Origin of the sequence: Brachybacterium hainanense, assembly GCF_042434575.1 — a bacterium.
GTDB classification, from domain to species: domain Bacteria; phylum Actinomycetota; class Actinomycetes; order Actinomycetales; family Dermabacteraceae; genus Brachybacterium; species Brachybacterium hainanense.
Map to the genome: position 1 here is coordinate 1 of NZ_JBHLSV010000022.1, position 24,385 is coordinate 24,385.

General features: G+C 72.9%; 21 protein-coding genes. 11 read left to right on the plus strand and 10 right to left on the minus strand.

Annotated features, from left to right (window positions below):
* From ACFFF6_RS15190 to ocd, 9 genes are all read left to right on the plus strand, one after another.
* On the plus strand, nt 1–726 hold a 726-nt coding region (locus ACFFF6_RS15190), incomplete at its 5' end, for a heterodisulfide reductase-related iron-sulfur binding cluster (protein WP_376982227.1).
* Between the two features lie 102 nt (nt 727–828).
* Complete coding sequence (locus tag ACFFF6_RS15195) at nt 829–1,020, plus strand: hypothetical protein (RefSeq protein WP_376982229.1); 192 nt, start codon at nt 829–831, stop codon at nt 1,018–1,020.
* Complete coding sequence (locus ACFFF6_RS15200) at nt 1,017–1,754, plus strand: hypothetical protein (protein ID WP_376982231.1); 738 nt, start codon at nt 1,017–1,019, stop codon at nt 1,752–1,754. Before ACFFF6_RS15195 ends, ACFFF6_RS15200 begins: the two co-directional genes overlap by 4 nt.
* Nucleotides 1,755–1,827: 73 nt before the next feature.
* Nucleotides 1,828–2,781: an ABC transporter ATP-binding protein gene (locus ACFFF6_RS15205; RefSeq protein ID WP_376982233.1), complete on the plus strand. Its 954-nt coding sequence runs from the start codon at nt 1,828–1,830 to the stop codon at nt 2,779–2,781.
* The gene (locus ACFFF6_RS15210) at nt 2,778–3,620 is read left to right on the plus strand and encodes an ABC transporter permease (RefSeq protein WP_376982235.1); all 843 of its coding nucleotides are present in this window, start codon (nt 2,778–2,780) and stop codon (nt 3,618–3,620) included. The genes ACFFF6_RS15205 and ACFFF6_RS15210 overlap by 4 nt, the downstream gene beginning before the upstream one ends.
* 45 nt (nt 3,621–3,665) lie before the next feature.
* On the plus strand, nt 3,666–4,835 hold the full coding sequence (locus tag ACFFF6_RS15215) for a sensor histidine kinase (protein WP_376982237.1): 1,170 nt from the start codon (nt 3,666–3,668) through the stop codon (nt 4,833–4,835).
* On the plus strand, nt 4,832–5,449 hold the full coding sequence (locus ACFFF6_RS15220; RefSeq protein ID WP_376982239.1) for a response regulator: 618 nt from the start codon (nt 4,832–4,834) through the stop codon (nt 5,447–5,449). Before ACFFF6_RS15215 ends, ACFFF6_RS15220 begins: the two co-directional genes overlap by 4 nt.
* A gap of 231 nt (nt 5,450–5,680) precedes the next feature.
* Nucleotides 5,681–9,358 carry a pullulanase-type alpha-1,6-glucosidase gene (pulA, locus tag ACFFF6_RS15225; RefSeq protein ID WP_376982241.1) on the plus strand — a complete coding sequence of 1,226 codons (3,678 nt, stop codon included), beginning with the start codon at nt 5,681–5,683 and terminating at the stop codon, nt 9,356–9,358.
* 151 nt (nt 9,359–9,509) lie between these two features.
* The gene (ocd, locus tag ACFFF6_RS15230; RefSeq protein ID WP_376982243.1) at nt 9,510–10,538 is read left to right on the plus strand and encodes an ornithine cyclodeaminase; all 1,029 of its coding nucleotides are present in this window, start codon (nt 9,510–9,512) and stop codon (nt 10,536–10,538) included.
* Here the strand turns inward: ocd and ACFFF6_RS15235 are convergent.
* The 8 genes from ACFFF6_RS15235 to ACFFF6_RS15270 form a co-directional block, all read right to left on the minus strand.
* Nucleotides 10,535–11,056, minus strand: coding sequence for an AAA family ATPase (locus ACFFF6_RS15235; RefSeq protein WP_376982245.1), 522 nt, complete (start codon nt 11,054–11,056; stop codon nt 10,535–10,537). The genes ocd and ACFFF6_RS15235 overlap by 4 nt on opposite strands.
* 26 nt (nt 11,057–11,082) lie before the next feature.
* Complete coding sequence (locus ACFFF6_RS15240; protein ID WP_376982247.1) at nt 11,083–13,140, minus strand: iron ABC transporter permease; 2,058 nt, start codon at nt 13,138–13,140, stop codon at nt 11,083–11,085.
* Nucleotides 13,137–14,174, minus strand: coding sequence for an ABC transporter substrate-binding protein (locus ACFFF6_RS15245; RefSeq protein WP_376982249.1), 1,038 nt, complete (start codon nt 14,172–14,174; stop codon nt 13,137–13,139). The genes ACFFF6_RS15240 and ACFFF6_RS15245 overlap by 4 nt, the downstream gene beginning before the upstream one ends.
* A gap of 20 nt (nt 14,175–14,194) precedes the next feature.
* A complete protein-coding gene (locus ACFFF6_RS15250) occupies nt 14,195–15,022 on the minus strand; it encodes an ABC transporter ATP-binding protein (protein WP_376982251.1) in 828 nt (275 codons plus the stop codon).
* A gap of 43 nt (nt 15,023–15,065) precedes the next feature.
* Nucleotides 15,066–15,890: a GNAT family N-acetyltransferase gene (locus tag ACFFF6_RS15255; RefSeq protein ID WP_376982253.1), complete on the minus strand. Its 825-nt coding sequence runs from the start codon at nt 15,888–15,890 to the stop codon at nt 15,066–15,068.
* Nucleotides 15,887–17,155 (minus strand): uracil-xanthine permease family protein, encoded by a 1,269-nt coding sequence (locus ACFFF6_RS15260; protein WP_376982255.1) that lies wholly within the window; start codon nt 17,153–17,155, stop codon nt 15,887–15,889. Before ACFFF6_RS15260 ends, ACFFF6_RS15255 begins: the two co-directional genes overlap by 4 nt.
* Before the next feature lie 24 nt (nt 17,156–17,179).
* Complete coding sequence (locus tag ACFFF6_RS15265; protein WP_376982257.1) at nt 17,180–18,880, minus strand: DUF7937 domain-containing protein; 1,701 nt, start codon at nt 18,878–18,880, stop codon at nt 17,180–17,182.
* 112 nt (nt 18,881–18,992) lie between these two features.
* Nucleotides 18,993–19,490 carry a flavin reductase family protein gene (locus ACFFF6_RS15270; RefSeq protein ID WP_376982259.1) on the minus strand — a complete coding sequence of 166 codons (498 nt, stop codon included), beginning with the start codon at nt 19,488–19,490 and terminating at the stop codon, nt 18,993–18,995.
* Nucleotides 19,491–19,529: 39 nt separating this feature from the next.
* On the opposite strand from ACFFF6_RS15270, the gene argS reads away from it, so the two are divergent.
* The gene (gene argS, locus ACFFF6_RS15275; protein WP_376982261.1) at nt 19,530–21,293 is read left to right on the plus strand and encodes an arginine--tRNA ligase; all 1,764 of its coding nucleotides are present in this window, start codon (nt 19,530–19,532) and stop codon (nt 21,291–21,293) included.
* Between the two features lie 116 nt (nt 21,294–21,409).
* Here argS and ACFFF6_RS15280 read toward each other — a convergent pair whose 3' ends face one another.
* Together ACFFF6_RS15280 and ACFFF6_RS15285 are read right to left on the minus strand one after the other, a co-directional pair.
* On the minus strand, nt 21,410–22,486 hold the full coding sequence (locus tag ACFFF6_RS15280; protein WP_376982263.1) for a putative endonuclease domain-containing protein: 1,077 nt from the start codon (nt 22,484–22,486) through the stop codon (nt 21,410–21,412).
* A gap of 187 nt (nt 22,487–22,673) precedes the next feature.
* Nucleotides 22,674–23,570 carry an alpha/beta hydrolase gene (locus ACFFF6_RS15285; RefSeq protein WP_376982265.1) on the minus strand — a complete coding sequence of 299 codons (897 nt, stop codon included), beginning with the start codon at nt 23,568–23,570 and terminating at the stop codon, nt 22,674–22,676.
* Nucleotides 23,571–23,636: 66 nt separating this feature from the next.
* Here ACFFF6_RS15285 and mtnN point away from each other — a divergent pair, with 66 nt between their 5' ends.
* Nucleotides 23,637–24,383, plus strand: a complete 747-nt coding sequence (gene mtnN, locus ACFFF6_RS15290) for a 5'-methylthioadenosine/S-adenosylhomocysteine nucleosidase (protein ID WP_376982267.1) — start codon at nt 23,637–23,639, stop codon at nt 24,381–24,383.
* Nucleotides 24,384–24,385 lie beyond the last annotated feature (2 nt).

A 24,385-nucleotide genomic window follows, 5' to 3' on the forward strand; every position in this document is an offset into this window, starting at 1 on the left:
GGGCGGGGCCGCACCGGCGCGGAGACGACCGCGGTCTCCCTGCCCGCCTGCGTGCACACCATGTTCGGGGCGGAAGACGGCGGGATCGGCGCCTCGGCGGCGCTCGCCCGCCTCGCCGAGCGCGCCGGGGTGCGCCTCGCCGTGCCGGACGATGCGGCCGCCCTGTGCTGCGGCACCCCGTTCTCCTCGAAGGGGATGCGCGAGGCGAAGGAGGTCATGCAGGCGCGGCTGAGGGCATCCCTCATCGATGCGGCAGCTGCCGCGGACTCGCCTCTTCCGGTGGTCGTGGACGCCGCCAGCTGCACCGAAGGGGTGCTCGGCGCGCTCGCGGGGACGGACATCGAGGTCATGGACGCGATCACCTTCACGGCGCGGCATCTGCTGGACCGCCTGGAGATCCGGCGGCGCATCGGCTCGGTGACCGTGCACCCCACCTGCTCGACCACGCAGCTCGGCGCGACCGGCGACCTGGAGGCGATCGCCCGGGCCTGCGCGCAGGAGGTCGTCGTGCCGGTGGACTGGGGCTGCTGCGGCTACGCGGGCGATCGCGGCATGCTCCACCCGGAGCTGACCGCATCGGCGACCCGCGCCGAGGCGGCGGAGGTCGCGCAGCGGCCCACGGACTGGTACGTCTCCGCCAACCGCACCTGCGAGCTGGGCATGCGGGCCGCGACCGGGCGGCCCTATCGTCATGTCCTGGAGCTGCTCGAGCACGCGACCCGCTGAGGAGCGGTGCCCGCGCCGGAGGCACGGGATGTCCGTCTGTCCGACCCCGACCGCACGATGGCATCGCGAGACCGACACGGCGAACGGGAACGGAGGTGCCCCATGGGCTCGGTCAACGTCATCACGCTCACCCACGACAGCGCGCGAACGAAGCTGTGTGAGCTCCGTCAGCAGCTCGGCATGCCCGAGCGCGAGGCGCGGGCTCTCGACCAGGCCGCCGCGCTCGATGAGGACCGTCTCGAGCTTCTGCGGCGGATCGACGAACTCACCTGGCTGCTCTCGGACGACGGATGAATGACGCGAGACCGGACGCATCGGCCAGAGGCGCCGCCGATGCATTCGCGCACCGTCTCACGGAGACTCTGACCGCGTTCGTCGGGAACCCCGTCCCCGTCGAATCGCAGGAACTCGGATCGAAGCTGAGCATCAGACCAGAACATGGTCCTGTTCGCCTGTCAATCGGAGACGTCGCCCTGCTCAGCCTCGACATCCTCTACCGGTGCCGCTGGAACGAGCAGGAGAAGTATCTTTCCACCGTGGAATCGTGGGTCAAAGTGTTTCCCGGTCCGGGCACACGCGGGGAACCGCTGTTCAGGTATGAGTACGACAGGGAAACAGTCCCTGGCCTGCCCAGCGCGCACCTGCAGATTCACGCTCACCGTGACTCGTTCACCCACATCATGGCGCTGGCAGGTGCCGCGGGAGCGAAGAGGCGCAGTCCGGATCCTCGCGGGGGCACGGACGCGGCACGACTGTCGAACATCCACTTCCCCCTCGGGGGAGATCGCTTCCGCCCCTGCCTCGAGGATGTCCTGCAGATGCTCAAGGCGGAGTTCGACGTCGCGACCGGACCAACGTGGGAGGCAACTCTCCGAAGACGCCGGTTGGACTACCGCCTCACCCAGCTCCGGGCGACCGTCGATGATCATCCCGAAACGGCTGCTCTGGAAATCGAACGACTCGGGTTCCACGTGACGAGGCCGGACCCTCCCATCAGCCCGCGCATCGATCGGATCTCCGCCTTCTGAGCACCTCCGTCCGGAGGACCCCTCCTCCGAACGGAGTATCGACCGTGCCGCGGGCGGGGGCTTCACTGGCGGCATGGACACGATCACACGCAGCGCCCCGGCGATCAGCGTCCGCGGGCTCACGAAGACCTACCGCAGCCGCAGCGGCGAGCCGGTCACGGCCGTCCGCGGCGTCGACCTCGAGATCCACGCCGGGGAGGTGTTCGCCCTCCTCGGCCCCAACGGCGCGGGGAAGTCGACCACGATCGAGATCCTCACCGGCTTCCGCACCCGCAGCGAGGGACAGGTGCAGGTGCTCGGCACCGATCCGCAGCGCCCCACCCGCGCCTGGCGCTCCCGTCTGGGCCTGGTCCCGCAGGAGACGGGCGACCCGGGCGTCGCCACGGTGCGCGAGGCGATCGCACACATCGGCGCGATCTTCCCGCGCTCGCGCGACGTCGACGAGGTGATCGCCGCCGTGGGCCTCCAGGAGAAGGCCCGCTCCCCCGTCCGCAAGCTCTCCGGCGGCCAGCAGCGCCGCGTCGAGGTGGCCCTGGCGATCATCGGCCGCCCCGAGCTGCTGTTCCTCGACGAGCCGACCACCGGCTTCGATCCCGCCGCGCGGCGGCAGTTCTGGGACCTCATCCGCTCCCTGCGCGAGGACGGCACCACGATCGTGCTGACGACCCATTACCTCGACGAGGCCGCGGCCCTCAGCGACCGGGCGGCCGTGATCGCGCGCGGTCGCCTGGTGGAGACCGCGCCGATCGACGAGATCGGACCCGCCCGTGCCCGCACCCCCGTGGTGCGCTGGCGCGACGGCGGCGGGGTGCCGCGCGAGCAGCGGACCGACGAGCCCGGACGGCTGGTGCGGGCTCTGGCGGAGCACGGCGAGCCCGCCGCCCTGGAGGTGGTCCGACCGAGCCTCGAGGACGTCTACCTCGCCCTCATCGGCGAGCAGGACGACGCCGAGGATCCCGGCGTGCGGCAGGACCGTCCTGCCGCCCAGGAGGCGCAGGACGTGCAGAAGGACGGTGTGCTGGCATGAGCTCCCCGACCGCAGAACCCGGGCCGGTCTTCAGCCCCGGCCACGACCTGGGCGTCGCGATCGCCCGGATCGGCTGGGAGGTCCGCTCCTACGTGCGGCAGACCTCCGTCATGATCTTCACGTTCCTGTTCCCCATCGCCCTGCTGCTGCTGTTCTCGGTGGCCTTCAGCGGGATGGGGGAGATCGGTCCTCCCGGCTCCGGGCTGACCATGGCGGACCTGTATCTGCCGGGGATGCTCGCCGCCGGTGTGATCCTCTCCGGGGTGCAGAACCTCGCGATCGACATCGCCACGGAGAAGGGCGAGGGCGGCCTGCGCCGGCTCGCGGCGACGCCGCTGCGCCCCTGGCAGTACATCGTCGGCAAGCTGGGACAGGCGCTGCTGACCGGCACCGTGCAGGCCGCGCTGCTGATCGCGGTGGCGGCCCTCGTGCTGCGGATCCCGCTGCCCGAGGAGCCGGGTCGATGGCTCACCGCGGGGTGGGTGTACCTGCTGAGCCTGACCGTGTGCGCCCTGCTCGGGATCGCCTTCGCCGGCGTGCTGAAGGACGGCCGCGTCGCCTCGGCCGCGGTGATCCCCGTGCTGCTGGGGCTGCAGTTCGTCTCCGGCATCTATCTGCCGGGGTATCTGCTGCCGGGATGGCTGAGCACGGCGGTGGGCGTGCTGCCCTTCCGCTGGATCGGCCAGGGCTTCCGTGCCGCCTTCCTCCCGGAGGGGCTGGGCGTCATGGAGCCCGGAGGCGCCTTCGACCTGGGCACCGTCGCCCTCGTCCTCGGGATCTGGGCGGTGCTCGGCGCCGTCCTCGCGCGGCTCACCTTCCGCTGGATCCGGCGCACATGAGCGGATCCCTCCCCGTCCCCGGCCCGGATGCGGTGTGATGGTCGCATGAGGCCGCGCATCGGGTTCGACGTCACCATCGGGGTCCTCGGGGGCATGGGGCTGGTGCTGAACGCCGTCGAGCTGCTGGTCCCCTCGCCGTGGGGCTTCCACGTCCTGGGGATCAGCGGCGTGTTCGGCGTGCTGCTGCTGTACCGCACGATGTACCGGCCGGTGCTGCCGGCCGGGTGCCCCCGCCCCTGGTGGGCGAGCGTCCTGCTGGTCCTCGCCGTGGGCACGGCCTGCGCAGGCTTCACCCCGCTGATGCCGCTGCAGATCGCGGCCCATGTGATGGTCTGGGCGACCGCCGGCACCGCGGCCCGCGCCGTCACGGCGAGCGCCGCGGTCAGCGCCGCGGCCTACCTGGGGGTGCGGCTCGGGGAGCTGGGCGCCCCTGCGGTGATGCCGCCCGGGGCGATCGGAGGCATGTCCGTGCTCGCCTTCCTCGCGGCGCTCGGATACGGGTTCTGGATCCGGCAGGCGCAGCGGGACGCGAACGAGCAGGCGGCTCTGGTCGAGGAGCTGCGGGCGACCCGCGACGCCCTGACCGCTGCGTCCCGGCACGCGGGGCAGATGGAGGAGCGGGCCCGGGTCTCCCGGGAGCTGCACGACACCCTCACCCAGTCCGTCGCCGCTCTCGCCCTCGTCGCCGCGCAGGCCCGCCGGACGCGGACGCCGGAGACCCTCGACCTGCTCCATGAGATGGCGCAGGATGCGCTGCGGGAGGCGCGCGGCGTGCTCTCCGTCCTCGCGCCCGTGCCGACCCAGGGCGATGCCTCCCGCAGCGTCGAGGGCATCGCCGCCCGCTTCCGCCGGGAGACGTCGATGCCCGTCGAGGTCGATGCGGCTCCGGTGTCGATGGACGCCGCGCAGGAGCTGGTGATCATCCGCTGCCTGCAGGAGGGGCTCTCGAACGTGCGTCGGCACGCCCGCGCCTCCCGCGTCCTGGTGCGCCTGCGCGGCATGGGGGCGGATGCGGAGCTGGTGATCGAGGACGACGGGATCGGCATCGCCGCCGATGCCGAGCACGGCTTCGGCCTGCGGGGCATGCAGGAGCGGGCGGAGCAGGCCGGCGGGGTCCTCGAGGTCGGACGGGGCGACGGCGGCGGCACCCGGCTGCGGGTGCGCATCCCCGCGCTGGACGGGCAGGACGACCAGGAGCAGGAGGGCGCGACATGATCGCGCTGATGATCGCGGACGACCACCCGCTCATGCGTCAGGGCATCGCCCAGGTGCTGCGCGCGGAGCCGGGGATCCGGGTGCTGGCGGAGGTGGCGAGCGGCATCGAGGTGCTCGAGCATCCGCAGCTCGCGCAGGTCGACGTCCTGCTGCTGGACCTCAGCATGCCGCGTCTGGACGGGATCGGGGTGCTGCGCGTCCTCGCCGACCGCAGCCGGGCCCCGCGCGTCCTGCTGCTGACCGCGCACAGCGACGAGCGGATCGCCGAGGCGATCGAGGCCGGCGCCTCCGGCTGCATCATGAAGGACGCTCCGCCCGAGGAGCTGGCCGAGGCCGTGCGCGTCACGGCGCGCGGCGGCTCCGTCCTGAGCCCTGCCGCGGCCGACGCCCTGGTCCGCGCCGCCCGCACCGCGGCGCTGCCGACCGTCCTGACCCAGCGCGAGCGCGCCGTGCTCCGCCTGGTCGCGCAGGGACAGGCCAACAGCGAGATCGGCAGGCGCCTGGGGATCTCGGCGACGACGGTGAAGACGCATCTGCAGAACGCCTTCGCGAAGCTGGGCGCGCGCGATCGCGCCCATGCGGTGACGATCGCCCGGGATCGGGAGCTGCTGTAGGGCCACGGACCGCTCCCCGCGCCTCCCAGCGATCTGAAAGTTCTTTCATCTTTCTGCTCCATCTTGCAGGCGGAGCGCCGGCGATCTACGGTCGACCGTACGGCGATCTGCCCCTGTTCCCCCGCACGAGCGTCACCGTTCTTGCGACCCGTGCTGACGCCGCCGTCGGCGCAGGGGGCCTTTCGCTCATCTCCCCCTCTCCTCGACCACCGCCGGCCCCTGGAGGTCCCGATGCTCCCCGCCCCCGCACGTCCGCGCCCGGTCCCCCGCGCCGTCGCCCTCGCCGCCGCGCTCCTGCTCGGGCTCACGAGCCTGCTGGGCGCCGCCCCCTTCGCAAGCGCGCTGGGCCCCACGGCGGTGACGATCCCCGGCTCGCACGGGACGGCGCTCGGCTGCGAGAGCGACTGGGACCCGGCCTGCGCCGCCGCCCAGCTGACGCAGGACCCGGAATCGGGGCTGTTCACCGGCGCCTTCGACGTTCCGGCGGGCGAGTACGCCTACAAGGTCGCCCACGGCGGGACCTGGGAGGAGAACTACGGCGCCGGTGGCGCCGCCGGCGGCGAGGACATCACCTACCTGCACGACGGCGGGGAGATCTCCTTCTGGTACGACCCGGCCACACACCTCGCGACCAGATCCGCGGACGGCCCGCTCGTGACCCTGCCGGGCTCCTTCACCGCGGCGCTCGGCTGCGAGGAGGACTGGTCGCCCTCCTGCATGCGCACCCTCATGCAGGACCCCGACGGCGACGGCGTCTACACCTGGTCGGCCTCGGCGCTGCCGAGCGGCCGCTACGAGGTCAAGGTCGCCCACGGACGCTCCTGGGACGAGTCCTACGGCGAGGGCGGCGCGCCCGGGGGTGCGAACATGGCCTTCCAGGCCACGAGCGGGACGACGGTGTCGTTCCGCTACACGCTGGAGACCCACATCCTCGAGATCACCGCGGAGGACCCCGTGACCGACGGCATCGGCCAGCAGCTGGGCCATTTCCTGGACGTGAGCACCCTCGCCTGGCCGGCCGATCTCGCGGCGGACCCGGCCTCCGCACGCTTCGCCCTGCTCTCCGCGCCGGAGGGCGGGCTGAGCGTCGTGGACGGACAGGCCACCGGCGCCGAGGAGATCGGACGGCTGACCTACGAGCCCGCCGGGCTCACCGCCAAGCAGCTCGCGGGCCGCGGGCACCTCGCCGGGTTCCTGTCCCTGCGGCTGAGCGATCTGCCCCGCGCCGACCTCGAGCAGGCGCTGACGGGTCAGCTCGCGATCGCGCAGTACGACGCGGACGGATCGCTCCGCGCGCTCAGCGGCGTGCAGATCCCCGGGGTGCTCGACGACCTCTTCGCCGGCGACGCCCGCGCGGGCGAGGACCTGGGTCCCGTCTTCACGGGCGGCGCGCCGACCCTCACGCTGTGGGCGCCGACGGCCCGGGACGTGTCCCTGCAGCTGTTCTCCCCCGGGGCGGAGGATCCCGAGGTGCTGCCGATGCAGCGTCAGGCCGACGGGACCTGGACCATCCGGGGCGAGGCGGACTGGGAGGACCGCGAGTACCTGTTCGCCGTGGACGTGTACGTGCCCTCCTCGGACCGGGTGCTCACGAACGTGGTGACCGATCCGTACTCGAGAGGCCTTACGGTGAACTCGACGCGCTCCGTGCTCGTGGACCTGGAGGATCCGCGCTGGGCGCCGGAGGTCTGGCAGGAGGCGGCCGCGCCGGTCCTGGACCGCCCCGCGCAGCAGACCATCTACGAGCTGCACGTGCGGGACTTCTCCGCCGGCGACGAGGCCCTGCCGCCCGAGCTGCGCGGCACCTACGCCGCCTTCGGGGAGGAGCGCTCGACGGGATCGGCCCGCCTGCGGGAGCTGTCCGATGCGGGTATGACCACGGTGCACCTGCTGCCCACCTTCGACATCGCCTCGATCGAGGAGGACCGCTCCCGCCAGCTCGTCCCGGAGGTCGACGAGGAGGCCGGTCCCGCCTCGGAGCAGCAGCAGGCCGCGATCGGCGCCGTCGCCGACCAGGACGCCTACAACTGGGGCTACGACCCCTTCCACTACATGTCACCGGAGGGCTCCTACGCCCGGGACGGGCACCAGTCCGGCGGCGCGCGCACCGCCGAGTTCCGCTCCATGGTCGGGCAGCTGCACGAGATGGGCCTGCAGGTGGTCCTGGACCAGGTCTACAACCACACCGCCGCCTCCGGGCAGGCGGACACCTCGGTGCTCGACCGGATCGTCCCCGGCTACTACCAGCGGCTCAGCGCCGCCGGCGAGGTCGAGAACTCGACGTGCTGCGCGAATCTCGCGACCGAGCATGCGATGGCCGAGCAGCTCATGGTCGACTCGACGGTGCTGTGGGCCCGCCAGTACCGGGTGGACGGCTTCCGCTTCGACCTCATGGGCCATCATTCCCGCGTGAACATGGAGGCGGTGCGCTCGGCGCTGGACGAGCTCACCCTCGCCGAGGACGGCATCGACGGCTCCTCGATCTACCTGTACGGAGAGGGCTGGGACTTCGGGGAGGTCGCGGGGAACGCCCGCTTCGAGCAGGCCACGCAGGGGCAGCTGGACGGCACCGGGATCGGCACCTTCAACGACCGCATGCGCGATGCCGTCCACGGCGGCAGCCCCTTCGACATCGACAAGCGCACGAACCAGGGCTTCGGCAACGGTCTGGCGACGATGCCGAACGGACGCTCGGAGGCCTCCGAGGGCGAGCAGCTGGCGGATCTGCGCGCCCGCACCGATCTGGTCCGCCTGGGCCTCGCCGGGAACCTCGCCGACTACGAGCTGCTCGCCTCCGACGGCCAGATCCGCACCGGCGCGGAGCTGGACTACAACGGCGCCCGCGCCGGATACGCGAGCCGGCCCGCGGAGTCCGTGAACTACGTCGACGCGCACGACAACGAGTCCCTCTACGACATGAACGTGTGGAAGCTCCCGCAGGACGCGCCGATGGACCTGCGGGTCCGCATGAACACCCTGTCCCTGGCGACCACGGCGCTGGGCCAGTCGCCGTCGTTCTGGGCCGGGGGCACGGACCTGCTGCGCTCGAAGTCGCTGGACCGCGACAGCTACAACTCGGGCGACTACCGCAACGCGATCGACTGGACCGGGCAGGAGAGCGGCTTCGGCCGAGGCCTGCCGGGGAAGGAGAAGAACGCGGACGCCTGGCCGCTCATGGTCCCGATGCTCGAGGACCCGGCGAAGCGACCCGATGCCGCGGCGATCGCGAGGAGCCAGGACCAGACTCTGGACCTGCTGCGGCTGCGCTCCTCGACCGGGCTGTTCACCCTGGGCGATCCCCGTCTGGTCCAGCAGAAGGTGACCTTCCCGAACGCGGGCCCCGAGGCGACGCCGGGTCTGCTCGTGATGCGGATCGACGACACGCAGGGTCCCGACGTCGACGTGGACCTCGACGGCGTGCTCGTGGTCTTCAACGCGAGCGGGGAGCCGATCACCGAGCAGATCGACGGCCTCGCCGGGATCCCGCACGAGCTCTCGCCGGTGCAGGCGGAGGGGACCGATGAGATCGTGAGGACCTCGACCTTCGACACCGCCTCCGGCACCGTCACCGTCCCCGCCGCGACCGTCGCCGTCTTCGTCGCCCCGACGGAGACCGACGACGCGACGCCCACGGAGCCCACGGAGCCCACGGAGCCCACGGAGCCCACGGAGCCCACGGAGCCCACGGAGCCAGCCTCCCCCGCCCCGTCCGCCGAGGAGCCGGATCATCCGGTCGGACCCGCCGATCCCCCGGCCCCTCCTGCCGCCACGGCGGAGGCCGGCCCGGCGGAGCCCACCGGCCCTCTCCCCCGCACGGGCATCGCCGCGGGAGGCATCGTCCTCGCTGCGCTCGCCCTGATCGCCACCGGCCTCGCCCTCCGCGTCCGCCGCACCGCCGGGCGCCCGTAGCCCCGGCACGAGGACGGCGGGGCCCGCGGGCTCTGGGCACGCCCCGGATCCCGGCCTACCCTGGGAGGACGGCACGGGCCTCCGGCGCCCACCTCGCGCGGGAGGCCCTCGAGCGGACCCATCCGGTCCGCCGCGGGAGGAGATGAGCGCGATGACGCAGCTGCTGGATGTGGACGGCATGACCCGGTGGATCCGCACCGAGGGCGTGGAGCGGATCCTGCTGCGGATGGTGGGCTGCCTCGAGGAGGACTTCCGCCGCTGGGAGCAGTTCGAGCGGATCCCCCGGATCGCGAGCCACTCCCCCGGCGGGGTGATCGAGCTGATGCCGACGACGGACGGGCACGACTACTCCTTCAAGTACGTCAACGGCCACCCCGGCAACCCGGCCCGGGGCCTGCAGACCGTCACCGCCTTCGGGGTCCTCGCGGACGTCGGCACCGGCTACCCGGTCTTCGTCTCCGAGATGACGCTGCTGACGGCGCTGCGGACCGCCGCGACCTCCGCGCTCGCGGCGCGGGTCCTCGCCCGCCCGGATGCGGAGGTCCTCGCGCTCATCGGCGCCGGATCCCAGGCGGAGTTCCAGGCACTCGCCTTCCGCGCCGTGCTCGGCATCGAGGAGCTGCGGGTCCTCGACCTCGATCCGGCGGCGGTGACGAAGCTGCGGGCGAACCTCGCCCCGCTGGGCTTCCGGATCCATGTGGCCCGGAGCGTCGACGACGTCGTCGACGGGGCCGATGTCGTCACCACCTGCACGGCGGACAAGTCCCGGGCCCGGGTCCTGTGCTCGGAGCAGGTGGCACCGGGGGTGCACCTCAACGCGATCGGCGGGGACTGCCCGGGCAAGACGGAGCTGGACCCGCGGATCCTCGAGCGGGCGCGCGTCGTGGTGGAGCACACCGCGCAGACCCGCATCGAGGGCGAGCTGCAGCAGATGCCTCCCGACTTCCCCGTGACCGAGCTGTGGCAGGTCCTCACCGGGGCCGCGCCGGGACGCACCCGCGAGGACGAGGTCACGCTGTTCGACTCGGTCGGCTTCGCGATCGCGGACTTCTCCGCGCTGCGCTGCGCCCGGGACGCGACCCTCGGCACCGATCTCGTGCATCCCATCGGCCTCGTCGCGGAGCCCGAGGACCCCAAGGACCTGTTCTCCCTCGTGCACGCCCCCGTGCCGGTGCGCTAGGCCCCGGCCGCGACCGCGTCGAGATCCGCGAGGATCCGCGCGACCATCGCGTCCTCGCTCTGCTCCTCGTCGAAGACCACCTCACCCTCGGTCCCGAGCACGTCGCGGACCCGGTACCAGGAGGCGACATCGGCAGCGGCCACCTCGTGCGCGATCGGCTTCCCGGTATGACGACGCAGGGTCTCGGCGAGGCTCACGTCGAGGTAGTAGGCGAGCACCGGCCCGCGGTGCTCAGCGATGAGGTCCGCGAACATCGGCCCGTACCATTCGCGGCCGAAGATCCCCTCGACCACCGTGATCCGGCCGATCGACAGGCAGTGCCGTGCGATCACGGTGATCAGGCCCGGCGTGGGCGAGTGCGCGGACTCCCGCTCCCGCAGCATCTCGCGGCGCACATGGTCCTGGCCGATCACCGCGACCCTCCCCCGTGGCAGATCCCGCTGCACGCGCCGGGCGATGGTCGACTTCCCGGAGGCGGAGTTGCCGCGGATGATCACGAGCGGAGGTGCAGCGGTCATCCCGCGATCATCCCAGGCCGCGGCTCTCAGGGCCGGGAGCGCCACAGCAGCCACACGAAGTACGGTGCACCGAGCAGCGCGACCATGAGCCCGGCCGGGATCTGCGCGGGCGCGAGGAGGCTGCGGCCCAGCGCATCGGCGAGCCCCACGAGCACGCCTCCCAGCAGCATCGCCACCGGGAGGGAGCGCGCATGCCGGGAGCCGACGAGGGCGCGCGCCAGGTGCGGGGCGACGAGGCCCACGAAGCCGACCGCCCCCACCGCGATCACGCTCACGGCGGCGAGGACCGCGGCGACGGCGAGGACGAGCACGCGGCTGCGCTCCAGACGCACCCCCAGGATCCGCGGGGCATCCTCGTCGATCGCGAGCAGGTCCAGCTCACGGCGCATGCCCAGCAGCAGCGGGATCGCGAGGAGCAGCACGCAGCCCACCGGGACCGCATCGGCGAGGCGACGGCCGTAGGTGGTGCCCGACAGCCACGTGAGCATATCCGGCGTGGACCAGGCATCGCCCTGCAGCATCAGGAAGGTCGTGAGCGCGCTCGCCCCGTACCCGACCCCGATCCCCACGAGCACGAAACGCTCCGGCGCGAGGCCGCCGCGCCAGGCGAGGGCGCCGACGAGCGCCGCGGTCACGAGGCCCGCGAGGACGGCGAGCACCATCATGACGGGGCGGGAGGGACCCAGGAGCGTCGCCGCGAGCACGGCCCCGAGGCTCGCCCCCGCGGTGATGCCCAGCAGCCCCGGCTCGGCGAGCGGATTGCGGACGGTCGACTGGACGATTCCGCCGGACAGGGCGAGGGCCGCGCCCGCGAGGACCGCCGCCGTGATCCGGGGCAGGCGCTCGCCGAGGGCGCGGGCGACGATGTCCGGGGCTCCGCCCTGGAGCCACAGGGCCACGTCCCCGGTGCGCAGCCACAGGCTGCCGGCCAGCAGCCCCAGCGCCGCCGTGCCGATCAGCGCGAGGACCGCCGCGGCGGTCACGAGCACGGTGCGGCGCCGAGTGCGCAGGGCCGTGCGCGCCTGCGGCGGCTGCGCCGCGGGACCGGCGTCGGGCAGGCGCCGCGCCAGCAGCACGATGACCACGGCGCCGAGGACCGCGGTCGGCACGCCCGTGGGGACGGAGGCAGCCTCCTCGGCACCCAGCAGCTGCCGGACCAGCGCATCGGCGAGGAGCACCACCAGCGCGCCCAGCAGACCGGAGGCCGGGACCAGCAGGACGTGACGGTGCAGGGCCGGGACGAGGGCCCCGAGCAGCCGGGCGAGCACCGGCGCCCCGAGGCCCACGAAGGCGATCGGCCCCGCGACGGTGACGGCGATGCTGCTGAGCAGGACCGCGGCGAGGACGGCGAGGACCCGGGTGCGACGCACGGGCACGCCGAGGCTCGCGGCGGCGTCGTCGCCCATTCCGAGCACGTCCAGCCGGCGCGAGAGGGTCAGGCACGCCACGAGCACGAGGCCGATCACCGGCAGCGCCCGCAGGGAGGCGGTGAGGTTCAGCTGGGCGAGGGAGCCGCTGCCCCACGCGTACAGGCCCGTGGTCTCCGCCTCGAAGAGGATCAGCAGCAGCGAGGTCCCCGACTGCAGCGCCATCGCGACCGCGGACCCGGCGAGGATCAGCCGCGTCGTCCCGGAACCGGCACCGCCCGCGAGGGCCAGCACCACCGCGGCCGCGAGCAGCCCGCCCGCGAAGGCGACCGCGCCCGAGGCCCACAGCGGCACGGCGAGTCCGGCGGCCGCGACGGCGGTCAGCGCGAAGTACGATCCGGCCGTCACCGCGAGCGTGTCCGGGGAGGCGAGGGCGTTGCGGGAGACGGACTGCAGCAGCGCACCGGCGCACCCGAGGGCGGCGCCGACGGCGACGCCCGCGAGCAGCCGCGGCAGCCGGGACGCCGTGAGCACGTCGCCGACCGGGACGCCGCCCGTGCTCTGGCCGAGCCCGTGGGCGAGCAGGTCGGGCAGGCCGATCCCGGAGGTGCCCTGGGTCAGGTGCCAGGCGCCGACCAGGACGATGCCCGCACCGAGCGCAACCAGGAGGGCGAGACCGCCCGCCGCCCCGCCGCGGCGGGGAGCGCTCGCGGTCACGAACCGGCGATGATCGCGGCGTAGGCGCCGATCGCCTGCTCGCAGGAGCGGGGCCCGCCGAAGGTCCAGATGCCGGTGGGGAACGGATGCGCGCGCCCCTCCTGCACCGCGGGAAGGCCGGTCCACAGCGAGTTCTTCTCGAGCTCGGTGACATAGTCCCCGGCCGGATCCTCGGTCGCGGTGTAGAACAGGTTCGCGTCCCCGACGGCGAGGAGGCCCTCGATATCGGTCTGCCCGAGCCCGTACTGGGGATCGGTCTCGCCCGTCCACACGGGGTTCAGGCCCACCTCGGCGCCCAGCGCGGAGAACAGGGCGCCCGGGCCGAAGGGCCGGATGGCCACGTTGCCGCCGTCGATCCAGCCGTCGAAGTACAGGAAGTCGGCGGTCGGCAGCCCCGCGTCGGCGACGGCGGCGCGCGCGTCCGCGATCGTGGCGTCGAGCTCCGCGAGCACGGCTTCCGCCCGTGCGGTGCGGCCGGTCGCCTCCCCGAGCAGGGTGAACAGGGCACGCATGTGGCCGACCGGGTCGGAGGCGTCGGCGCCGATGGTCGCGAGGACGGGGATGCCGGTCGCCTCGAGCTGCCCGAGCACCGGGTCGTCCTCGGAGGTGACCTCGACGACCACGAGGTCGGGGTTCGCGGTGACCAGGGCGTCCATGTCGGGCTCCTGGCGGGTGCCGAGGTCGGCGGTGTCCTCCGGGAGCTTCTCGGCGGTGTCCCAGGTGGCGAAGCCCTCGACATCGGCGACGGCGACGGGCGCCACGCACAGGGTCAGCAGGTCCTCGGTCTGCTGCCATTCGAGGGAGGCCACGCGCGAGGCGGGCGCCGCCAGCTCGACGGTCCGGCCCAGCTGATCGGTCAGGGTCACGGGGCCGGTCGCGGTCTCGGTGGCGTCGGCGGCGCAGGAGTCGCTGATCTCCTCCCCCGGGGCAGCGACGGCACCCCCGGGGACCTCGGTGGTGCCGCATCCGGTGAGGACGGCGGCGGTCAGGGCCGTGGTGGTGGCGACGACGGCGCGCCGAGACGGTCGGATCATCAGATCTCCTGCTCAGGGGGTCAGAGGGCGGGCACGGGCCGGGCGCTGCGCCGGCCGCGGGCCTCGATGCGGACCCGGCCGTCGGCCGGATCCTCGTGGACGTCGATCGGGAGGCCGTAGACCTCGCTGAGATGCGCGGAGGTGAGCACGTCGCAGACGGCTCCGGCGGCATGGATGCGCCCCTCGCGCAGGAGCACGACCCGGTCGGCGATCCGCGCCGCGTGGTCGAGGTCGTGCAGGACGATCCCGACCGCGGTGCCGTGCTCCTCGGCGAGCTCGCGCACCAGGTCGAGGGTCTCGATCTGGTAGCGCAGGTCGAGGTGGTTGGTGGGCTCGTCCAGCAGCACGATGTCGGTGTCCTGGGCGAGGCACGAGGCGAGCCAGACCCGCTGCATCTCGCCGCCGGACAGCTCCCCGACCCCGCGGGAGGCGAAGCCGTCGATGCCGGTCAGCGCCATCGCACGGTCGATCGCCGCCCGGTCCGCAGCATCGAGCCCGGAGAAGCGCCGCCGGTGCGGGTGGCGCCCGAAGGCGACGACGTCGTGGACGCTCAGCCCCTGCGGGCTCGTGCGGGACTGGGAGAAGAGGGTGAGGGCTCTGGCGAGGCCCTTGGCGCTCAGCAGAGCGGTGCTGCGCAGGCCGTCCTCACCGGCGATCCGCACGTCGCCGGCCCGCGGCGGATGCAGACGCGCCAGGGAGCGCAGGAGAGTCGACTTCCCGCTCCCGTTGGGGCCCAGCAGGGTCGTCACCTCGCCGGGGTGCAGCGAGATCGAGACGCCGTGGACCACGTCCGTGCGCCCATGACGCAGCACGAGGTCCTCGCCGAGGAGGAGCGGAGCACGGGTCATGGGCGAAGCTTAGCCTTACCTCACCTTCGTCGCGCAATCCGTCTCAGGCGCTCGCCGCCCGGATCGCCTCGAGGTCCGCGGCCTGCATCGGCCGGGCATGGGCGGGGCGGGGCGCGGTGCCCCGCCAGGTCACGTGCACCGGGACCTGCGGCAGGCCCAGGCGCAGCGCGACCGCGATCCGGTGATTGCCGTCGAGGGCCCCGAACTCCTCGTTCACCCAGAGATCCAGGGGTGTGCGGATCCCGTGAGCGCGGATGTCCGCCTCCAGCTGGTCCAGATGCGCGGGCGTGTCCACGATCGCGGAGCCGACCTCCTCCCGGTCCACAGCCCGGTAGCGGGCCACGAGGCCCGTCGGCAGCAGCACCGAGTCGTCCGCGAGCCCCGCCCGCCGCTCGAGGATGAGACGCGCGGGCCCGCCGTCCTCATCCGTCGCCCGGCCCACGATCCCGAAGCCGCAGCGACCGTAGAGATGCCGGGCCGGGGCGTTGTCCTCATGGACGTCCAGGCGGAGCCGCACGCCGGGGAGGTTCAGCTCCGCCCAGCCGATGCAGGCCTCGATCAGGTCCCGCCCCACGCCCATGCCGCGGGCCTGCGGGTCCACCCATACCGAGAAGATGCTCGCGCTCTCCCCCGGCTCGGCGGCCGGCACGATCCGGGCCATGCCGATGACGGCTCCGGAGATCCGGGCGACGAAGCATCGACCCGGGCTCGCGAGCAGATCCCGCCAGTACTGCTCGGTGTCGCGGCGCATGGTCCCGGCGAGGGTCGAGCCGAAGGCCTCCGGGGAGGTCTGCAGGGCGCGCAGGCGCAGGGCCCGCCAGGTCGCCCACTGCTCCGGTTCGAGGGGGGTGATCTCCGTGCCGCTCATGCCGCCTCCGCATCCGTCCCGGTGATCCGTCCGATCGCCGTCATGGAATGGTAGATCGCGAGCGCCGCGAGGGTTCCCAGGGCGATGCCCGTGAAGGAGAATCCGCCCACCGACCAGTGCAGGTCCGCGATCGCGATGACGAGGGCGACGCCCGCGGTGATCTGGTTCTTGGGTCGGGCGAAGTCGACCCTCCCCTCGACCCACATGCGGAAGCCGACGATGGCGATGAGGCCGTAGAGCACGAAGGTGACGCCGCCCAGGACGCCCGGCGGGATCGTGTTGATCGCCGCGCCCACCTTGGGCGAGAGCGACAGGCCGATCGCGACGATCCCCGCGACCCAGTAGGCGGCGGTGGAGTAGACGCGGGTGGCGCTCATGACGCCGATGTTCTCCCCGTAGGTGGTCGTCGGGGAGCCGCCGAAGCATGCCGACAGGGCCGTGGCCAGGCCATCGGCGGTGAGGGTGCGCCCCACCATGTGGTCGAGGTTCCTGCCGGTCATGGCCCCGACGCTCGTCACGTGCCCGACGTTCTCCGCGAGCAGCACGACGATGACGGGCAGGAAGATGGGGATCAGGCCCAGGTCGAAGCTCGGCGCATGGAACTGCGGCAGCCCGATCCAGGCGGCCTCGCCGACGGCGGTGAAGTCGACCTCGCCGCGCAGCACCGCGATGACGTAGCCGACGGCGACGCCGACGAGCACGCTCACCCGCCCCAGGATGCCCCGGAACAGCGCGGTGCACAGGATGATCGCCACCAGCGTGAGGGTCGCGGTGAGCGGCGCCTTCGAGAAGTTGTTCTGGTAGGTGGTGGGCACCAGGTTCAGGCCGATCAGCGCGACGATCGAGCCCATCACCACCGGCGGCATGAGCCGGCCGATCCACGCGGTCCCGACCTTCTGCACGAGCAGTCCGAGCCCCGCCAGGAGGAGACCCGTGACGAGCACGCCGCCGAGCGCCGCGCCCATCGAGTCCGCCTGCGTCGAGGCTGTGATCGGGGCGATGAACGCGAAGGAGGAGCCCAGGTAGCTGGGGACCCGGTTGCGGGTGATGACCAGGAACAGCAGGGTGCCGATGCCGCTGAACAGCAGCGTCGTCGAGGTGGGGAAGCCCGTGAGCAGCGGGACCAGGAAGGTCGCGCCGAACATGGCGATCACGTGCTGCGCGCCGATGCCGATCGTGCGCGGCCAGGTGAGCCGCTCCCCCGGGGCGACGATCGCGCCGGGGGCGACGGTGCGGCCGTCTCCGTGCAGGGTCCAGCGGAACATGTCTCTCCCGAGGTGAGGGCGCGGTCAGCGCGAGGTGGGATGCGAGCCCGGAGAGGCCGGGGAGGCGGGGAACGTCTTCTTCCGGGCGCGCTCCGCGGCGATGTCGGGGACCCGGGCCAGCAGCGTCGTCCGGCCGCTGTCCCGCAGACGGAAGTCCTCGAACATGCGGGCGAGGTCCGGTGCGCCGAACTCGTCCCGGACAGGGGCCGGCACCGTGAGCATGAGTGCGGCGGCGATGCCGATGGCGAGCGCGACGCCGCCCGTGGCGAGCCCCGCTCCGGCCCCCGAGGCCAGGGAGTTGACGATGACGTCGAGGAATCCCACCACGACCAGCACGACGGCGGCGACGACGGCGCTGGCCCGCGCCTGGTCCGCGGGCCGCTCGAGCAGGGCGCGGCGGGCGAACAGGGACAGGGCCACGAAGCACGAGGCGATCACCGCATCCATGAGGTGCAGCACCGGCCCTCCCGGCCCGATACCACCGGCGGCGGCGATCGCGGCGAGCACGTTCCAGCCCGCGGTGGCGATGTGCATGATGATGCTGAACTCGAAGGCGCGCACCGCGTAGACGATCCAGTCCACGCGACGGAAGGAGAGCGGCATCGTCCGCACGAAGGACCGCGAGATCATCACCGCGTAGGCGGCGAAGAGGAACGGCAGGTACACGAAGCCGGTGGCGACGGACTGCGGGCCCGCGAACGACAGGCGCAGCGTGTTGTCCGCGATCGCGCCGATCACCAGGCCGCTGACGGCCGCGGCGGAGAACACGAACCAGGACCGCTCGCGCCGGAGGGCCGAGCCGATCACGATGCTGAGCAGCAGGGCGGAGACCAGCGAGTCGGCGAGCTCGCGCAGCGAGAACGCCCAGCCGGTGGTGATGACCCGCCCCGCCAGCATGACCAGGTTCAGCACGAAGCAGGCGGCGGCGGCGATCCCGATCCCGAGGATGACGGTGCGGGCGCGGCTGCGGGCGGTCTCCGCAGGCAGGTAGCCCTCGTGGGCGCGCGGCTCGATGCCCACGATCACGCCGACCAGCAGCAGCGACACCCCGGCTCCGATCCCGACGGGCGGACCGTCCGGCAGCGGCGCGAACAGCACGGGCAGCGACAGCACGAGGTCCGCGACCAGGGCGCCGAGCGCGACCAGCAGGGCGGGGGCGAGCCCGGCCACGCGGATGACGCGGATCAGCCGCAGCCGGGGCAGCTTCGGGATCCAGCGCAGCAGATGCACCAGGATCAGCACGGCAAGGGCGAGGCCCACGGCGGCGCGACCGCCGGTCTCCAGCAGCCGGAAGCTGCCCAGGGTGAAGACCGTCGTGAGCGAGGAGACCAGGCAGACGAGGGCGACCACGTCGCGGACCGCGTCGAACAGGCCCAGCGCCGCGAAGCGCGGAGGGAGGGCGAGCAGGGTCCGGGCTCCGGCCGCTTCGTCATCGGCCGCGTTCGGGGTGCGCCCGCTGCGGGCGTAGCTCGCCGGAGCGGAGGGACGGATCTGGGCGATGGGGCCCGTGTCCCCGGCACGGCCGCGGCCCTCGGGGTCTCCCGGCGGGCGGGCGGGCTCGGTGTCGCGGGCCATCAGCGGCGCGGCGTAGCGCTCGAACTCCTCCCGGCTCGGGAGGCGGTCCGTGGGCAGGGTGCGGGGGTCCGCGCGGGCGAACAGCCAGTCGGAGTCTCCGCCGCGATCCGTCCCGCGGGATTCCCCGGTATCCGTGCGGTCCTTCGCCATTCCCTACGTCCCTCCCGATCGGCGCATGCGTGCAGGCATATGCACTGTGCATCCTAGGGAACCGGGAGCCCCCGAACCCTCCGGCACGCCGGAGACAGGTCTCGGCGCGATCTCAGCGCAGCTCCCGCGCCTGGGCGGCGAAGCGGATCGCCGGATCGCCGCCCGCGCCCTGTGCCATCTCGACGACCGGTCCCACGTGCAGCAGATGCGTCGCCGCGACGTAGCGGTGCTCGACCCGCACCGCGAAATGCGCGAGCGCCCCGCGGATCGCGGCGTCGCCATCGGCCGTGCGCTCCACATCGACGCCCTCGAGCATCCCCAGGATCGGGGCGCCGGGCGTGCCGAGGCGGTCGGCCAGGGCGTGCTGATCGCCGGACAGCACGGAGAGGCAGAAGTGCCCGGCGTCCTCGACGGCCTCCCCGATGCGTGATCCTGCATACAGCGCCACCAGCATCGTGGGCGGATCGTAGGAGACGTCGAGATAGGAGTCGACGGTCGCGGCGACGTCATGACGGCCGCTGCGCGTGGTCACGACGGCGAGCCCGGCGGTGACGAGGTCGGACAGGCGCCGGTACTCCTCGACGTCGACGGGTGGAAGGGGGGCGGGCATGCGCACCAGTATGCGGGGCTCACGACTACCCTGGAGGGCATGCCAGCACCCGAGATCGTCCTTCACGCACGGTTCCAGTCCGCCTTCGCCGCCGCCTTCGGCGAGGAGCACCGCGACGCGGATCCGATCATCCGCCCTTCGCAGTTCGCGGACTTCCAGTGCAACGCCGCGATGGGTCTGGCCAAGCGCCTCGGGAAGAAGCCGCGCGACATCGCCGCGGAGATCCTCGCGGTGCTCGACGTCGACGACATGGCCCAGACCCCGGAGATCGCCGGCCCCGGGTTCCTGAACATCCGCCTGCGCACCGACTGGGTCGCGGCGCAGGCGGCGGAGCTCGCGGCCGATGCACGGCTCGGGGTCCCCGCGCCCGAGCGGGCCGAGCGGATCGTCGTGGACTACTCCGCGCCGAACGTCGCCAAGGAGATGCACGTCGGGCATCTGCGCACGACGGTCGTCGGCGACGCCCTGGTGCGCACGCTCGAGAAGCTGGGCCACACGGTGATCCGGCAGAACCACATCGGCGACTGGGGCACCCCCTTCGGCATGCTCATCGAGCATCTGCTCGAGGTGGGCGAGGACTCCCCGGAGGCAGGCCTGCTGGAGACCGATCCCAACGCCTTCTACCAGGCCGCGCGGGCGAAGTTCGACGCCGCGGAGGCCGAGGGACCTGCGGCCGACGAGAGCGATTTCGCCTCCCGCGCCCGCGCCCGCGTGCGCACCCTGCAGTCCGGCGACGGCGACACCCTCGCGATCTGGACCCGCCTGGTGGACCTGTCCAAGCAGTACTTCCACCGCATCTACGACATGCTGGACGTGACCCTCACCGACGACCACCTGGCCGGGGAGTCCAGCTACAACGCGGCCCTCGAGATCGTCTGCAAGGACCTCGAGGCCGATGGTCTGGCCCGGATCTCCGACGGTGCGCTGTGCGTCTTCCCCGAGGGCTTCACCGGCCGCGACGAGCAGCCGCTGCCTCTGATCATCCGCAAGACCGGGGGCGGCTACGGCTACGCGACCACCGACCTCGCGGCGATCCGGCACCGGGTCGACGACCTGCGTGCGGACCGCATCGCCTACGTCATCGGCACCTCGCAGGAGCTGCACCTCGCGATGGTGTTCCAGGCGGCGCGCGAAGCCGGCTGGCTGACCGACGCAGTCGACGTGCGGCACGTGAAGATCGGCTCCGTGCTCGGCGAGGACGGGAAGATCCTGCGGACCCGCTCGGGCGCCTCCCTGCGGCTGATGGCCCTGCTCGAGGAGGCCGTGACCTCCGCGCGCGGCGTGATCGACGAGCTGCGCCCGGACCTGCCCGAGGACGAGCGGGCGCAGGTCGCCTGGCAGATCGGCATCGGCAGCGTGAAGTACGCGGATCTGTCGACCTCGCACGACACCGACTACACCTTCGACCTGGACCGCATGCTCGCGCTGACCGGCAACACGGCGCCGTACCTGCAGTACGCGGTCGCCCGGATCCGCTCGATCGGCCGCAAGGCGGAGGCGCAGGGGATCGTCGCGGCCGATGCCCCGCGGGTCGAGAACGACGCCGAGCGGGCCCTGGCCCTGCACCTGCTCGAGTTCGGGCCCACGCTCGCGAAGGTCGGCGACTCCTACGAGCCGCATCGTCTGGCCGCGTACCTGTTCTCCCTCGCGCAGGCCTTCACGGGCTTCTACGACGCCTCCCCGATCCTCAAGGAGGCCGACGAGCAGGCCCGCGCCGGTCGCCTGGCGCTGGCCCGCCTGACGGAGAAGGTCCTGGTCGACGGCCTGGACGCCCTCGGCATCAGCGCCCCCCAGCAGATGTGACGCCCTGCGGCCACCTGGGCCGCATTCGCCGAGTTCTGTTCCAGATCTGTGCCTCCGATGGAACAGAACTCGGCGAATCCGACTCCAGGGTGCGCTCTGCCTCGGGTGCGCGGAGCTCACGTGCCCACCTCGAGAGAGAGCGGGTGGGCGTGCAGGGAGGCCACGTAGCGACGAATCCGCTGCTCGGACGGGACGGCGAGCCCTCGCTCCCCCAGCGTCCGCGCCAGGCGCAGCAGGATCCGCAGCGGATGCGCGAGATCGTCGCCGTTGGCGCGGGCGAGCGTCCATCCGTACGAGGCGAGCTCATCCCGGCGGGCCTCGTCCCTCCGCCACTGCTCCTTCGTGACCCGATGCCCGTCCCCGTCATATTCGAGAGCGGCCATCGCCGCCTCCCATGCGAGGTCCAGGTACCGGCGCCGCCCGGTCCGCGGGTCGCGCACGGGCAGGTTCGGATCCGGCTCGGGGAAGCCCGCGCCCACGATGAGCAGGCGCATGATCGTCTCCCCGTACGACCGGACCCGCTCGCGGGAATGGCCCAGGGCATCCCTCAGCACCGCGCCGCCCGTGCTCCCCTCGATCCGTCCGGCATGCGCCGCGATGTCGTCCCGCGTGACGCCCAGCGCGGACCTCTCCGGGCAGAGCAGAGCATCGATCGCGGCGACCACGTCTCCCCAGGGAAGGATCAGCGCCAGCTCCCGCAGCACCTCCACCGGCATCGAGACCCGCAGATCGCCCAGCATCCCGACCGGTCCCGGTCGCATGCGGTGCACGGTGATGCCGCGCAGCGTCCGGGCCGAGCCTGCGGTCCCGACCCGCAGGTGGACCGTCGGGATCCTGGCGCCGGTCCGCAGGGAGGCACCTGGCCTCACGGAAAGCACCTGTCCGTTCCCCGGCCGGGGCGCGCCGTTCGTCGGCGGCTGGAGGAACGCCACCCCGTTCTCGAGCTTCCAGGGCAGCGGGATCCCCTCGAGCAGCGCCGCCGTCGAGAAGGAGGCGACGCTCCCCGGCAGCACGAGCTGCTGGGCAGTGCGCACGATGACATCGATCGAGGCCGGGTTGTCGGTCGGGGTGTGGAATCCTCGCAGCACCGGTGTGAACTCCTCGCCCGCGAGATCACGGGGGTGGAATCCCCGGTCGAGCCAGCCCTGACGGGAGAGGAGGAGACCGGCGTGGCCTTCGGGATCGAGCTTCATGCTCTCGCACGCTAGAGCGCAGCGATCCGCCCGTCATCCGCCCCCGGAGGACGGTGGAGGACTCTGCTCTGGGGAGGAGAAGCAGACCTTCTCATTCGCCGAGTTCTGTTCCAGAAACCCAGCGGAGATGGAACAGAACTCGGCGAACGTCGAGATGGGGGACGAGCGGGCGCGGGGACGGGCGTCGTCAGCGGGTGAGGGCGCGGCCGATGAAGGCGGACTGCTCGCGCACGAGACGCGCGACATCTTCGCCCTTGCGCAGCCACGGGATCATGCTGATGCGCCCGCCCACCTCGCGGTAGGACACCTCCACGTCCAGCTCCTCCAGCTGGAGGCGGAGGATGCGCGTGTCCGTGAGGAAGATGTCGCGCGTGCCCGCGGACAGGTGCACGGGCGGAAGGCCGGCGAGGTCGGCGTTCATCGGCGAGAGGGCCGGATCGTCGACGGGCGTACGGTCCGCATAGGCGCGGGCCGCGGCACGCAGCATGCGCCGCTCGTGGACCGGGTCCACGCCGGCCGTCTCCGTCACCCCCGTGTTGGCGAGCTCCAGATCCGTCCACGGCGCCATGAGGACGAGACCGGCAGGACGGATCGCACCCTCGCGGTGCTGCAGGCGGCTCGCGATCGACAGGGCCAGTCCGCCGCCCGAGTTGTGCCCGGTCAGCACCCACGGGGCGCCCGCGAGCGTGCCGCGCTCCTGCAGCGCCGCGAGCACCGCCTCCGCGTCGTCGAGGGCGACGGGGTGGACGTGGTCGGGGGCGAAGCGGTAGTCGATCATGAGGGCGGCGCACTCATGGGCATCGGCCAGCTGCGAGATCCATTCCCAGTCGCCCTGGAAGGGGCCCGAGACGTAGGCGCCGCCATGGAGGTGCACGATCACCCCGCGGTCCGCGCGATGCCGATCCAGCCACACGGCACGGGTGCGGTCGATCATCTCGACGTCGACGGCATGGCGCTTCTGCACGGCACCGGGCGGCAGGGCTCGCCTGGCCTCGCGCATCGAGCTCGTATAGACCCCTGCCGGCACCGGCAGGCGACGCACCGTGCGCGCCCCGATCAGCACGACCTCGCGGATCCGACCCATGACCTGCTCCTCACTCTCGGCAGCGGCCCCAGCCTATCGGTCCTGCCCTCGCCTACGCTGGGCTCCATGAGCCCCGGTTCCCATGCGGCAGATCCCGCCGCCTCCCCCGTCCTGATCCTCGCCGCGATGCCCGAGGAGGCTGCTCCTCTGCGGGCCCGGCTCCGGGAGGCGGAGGAGCTGGCGGTTCCCTTCGTCCGCGCCGTGAGCGCCGTCCGCGGCCTGCTCGAGGGCCGTCCCGCCGTCGTCGTGACGACCGGCATCGGCATGGCGGCGGCCAGCGCCGCCACGACCTGGGCGATCCTCGTCTCCTCGCCGCGCCTGGTGATCAGCGCCGGCTCCTGCGGCGGCCTCGCGGCCGATGTCGAGGTCGGCACGCTCGTCATCGGCGAGGCCGCGACCGGCTCGATCGCCGATGCGACGGCTTTCGGCTACGCGCCCGGCCAGGTCCCGGGCGACCCCGAGCGCTACCTCGTCGACCCGGAGCTCGTGGCTGCCGCGACCGCAGCCGCGGGCGGCTCGCCCGTCCGCACGGGACTCATGCTGTCCGGGGATGCCTTCGTGACCGCCGATCTCGCCGCCCCGATGCGGGAGCGGTTCCCCGGGGCCGTCTCCGCGGACATGGAGACGACCGCGATCGCACGGACCGCCGATGTGCTGGGTGTGCCCTTCATCCCGCTGCGCGCGATCTCCGATCTCTGCGGCCCTGCGGCGGGGCAGCAGTTCCACCTCGAGCTCGAGGTGGTCGCGGAGACCTCCGCCGCCGCGGTCGCGGCCCTCGTCGCCGCGCTGCCCGCAGAGCCGAGCATCCGCTGAAC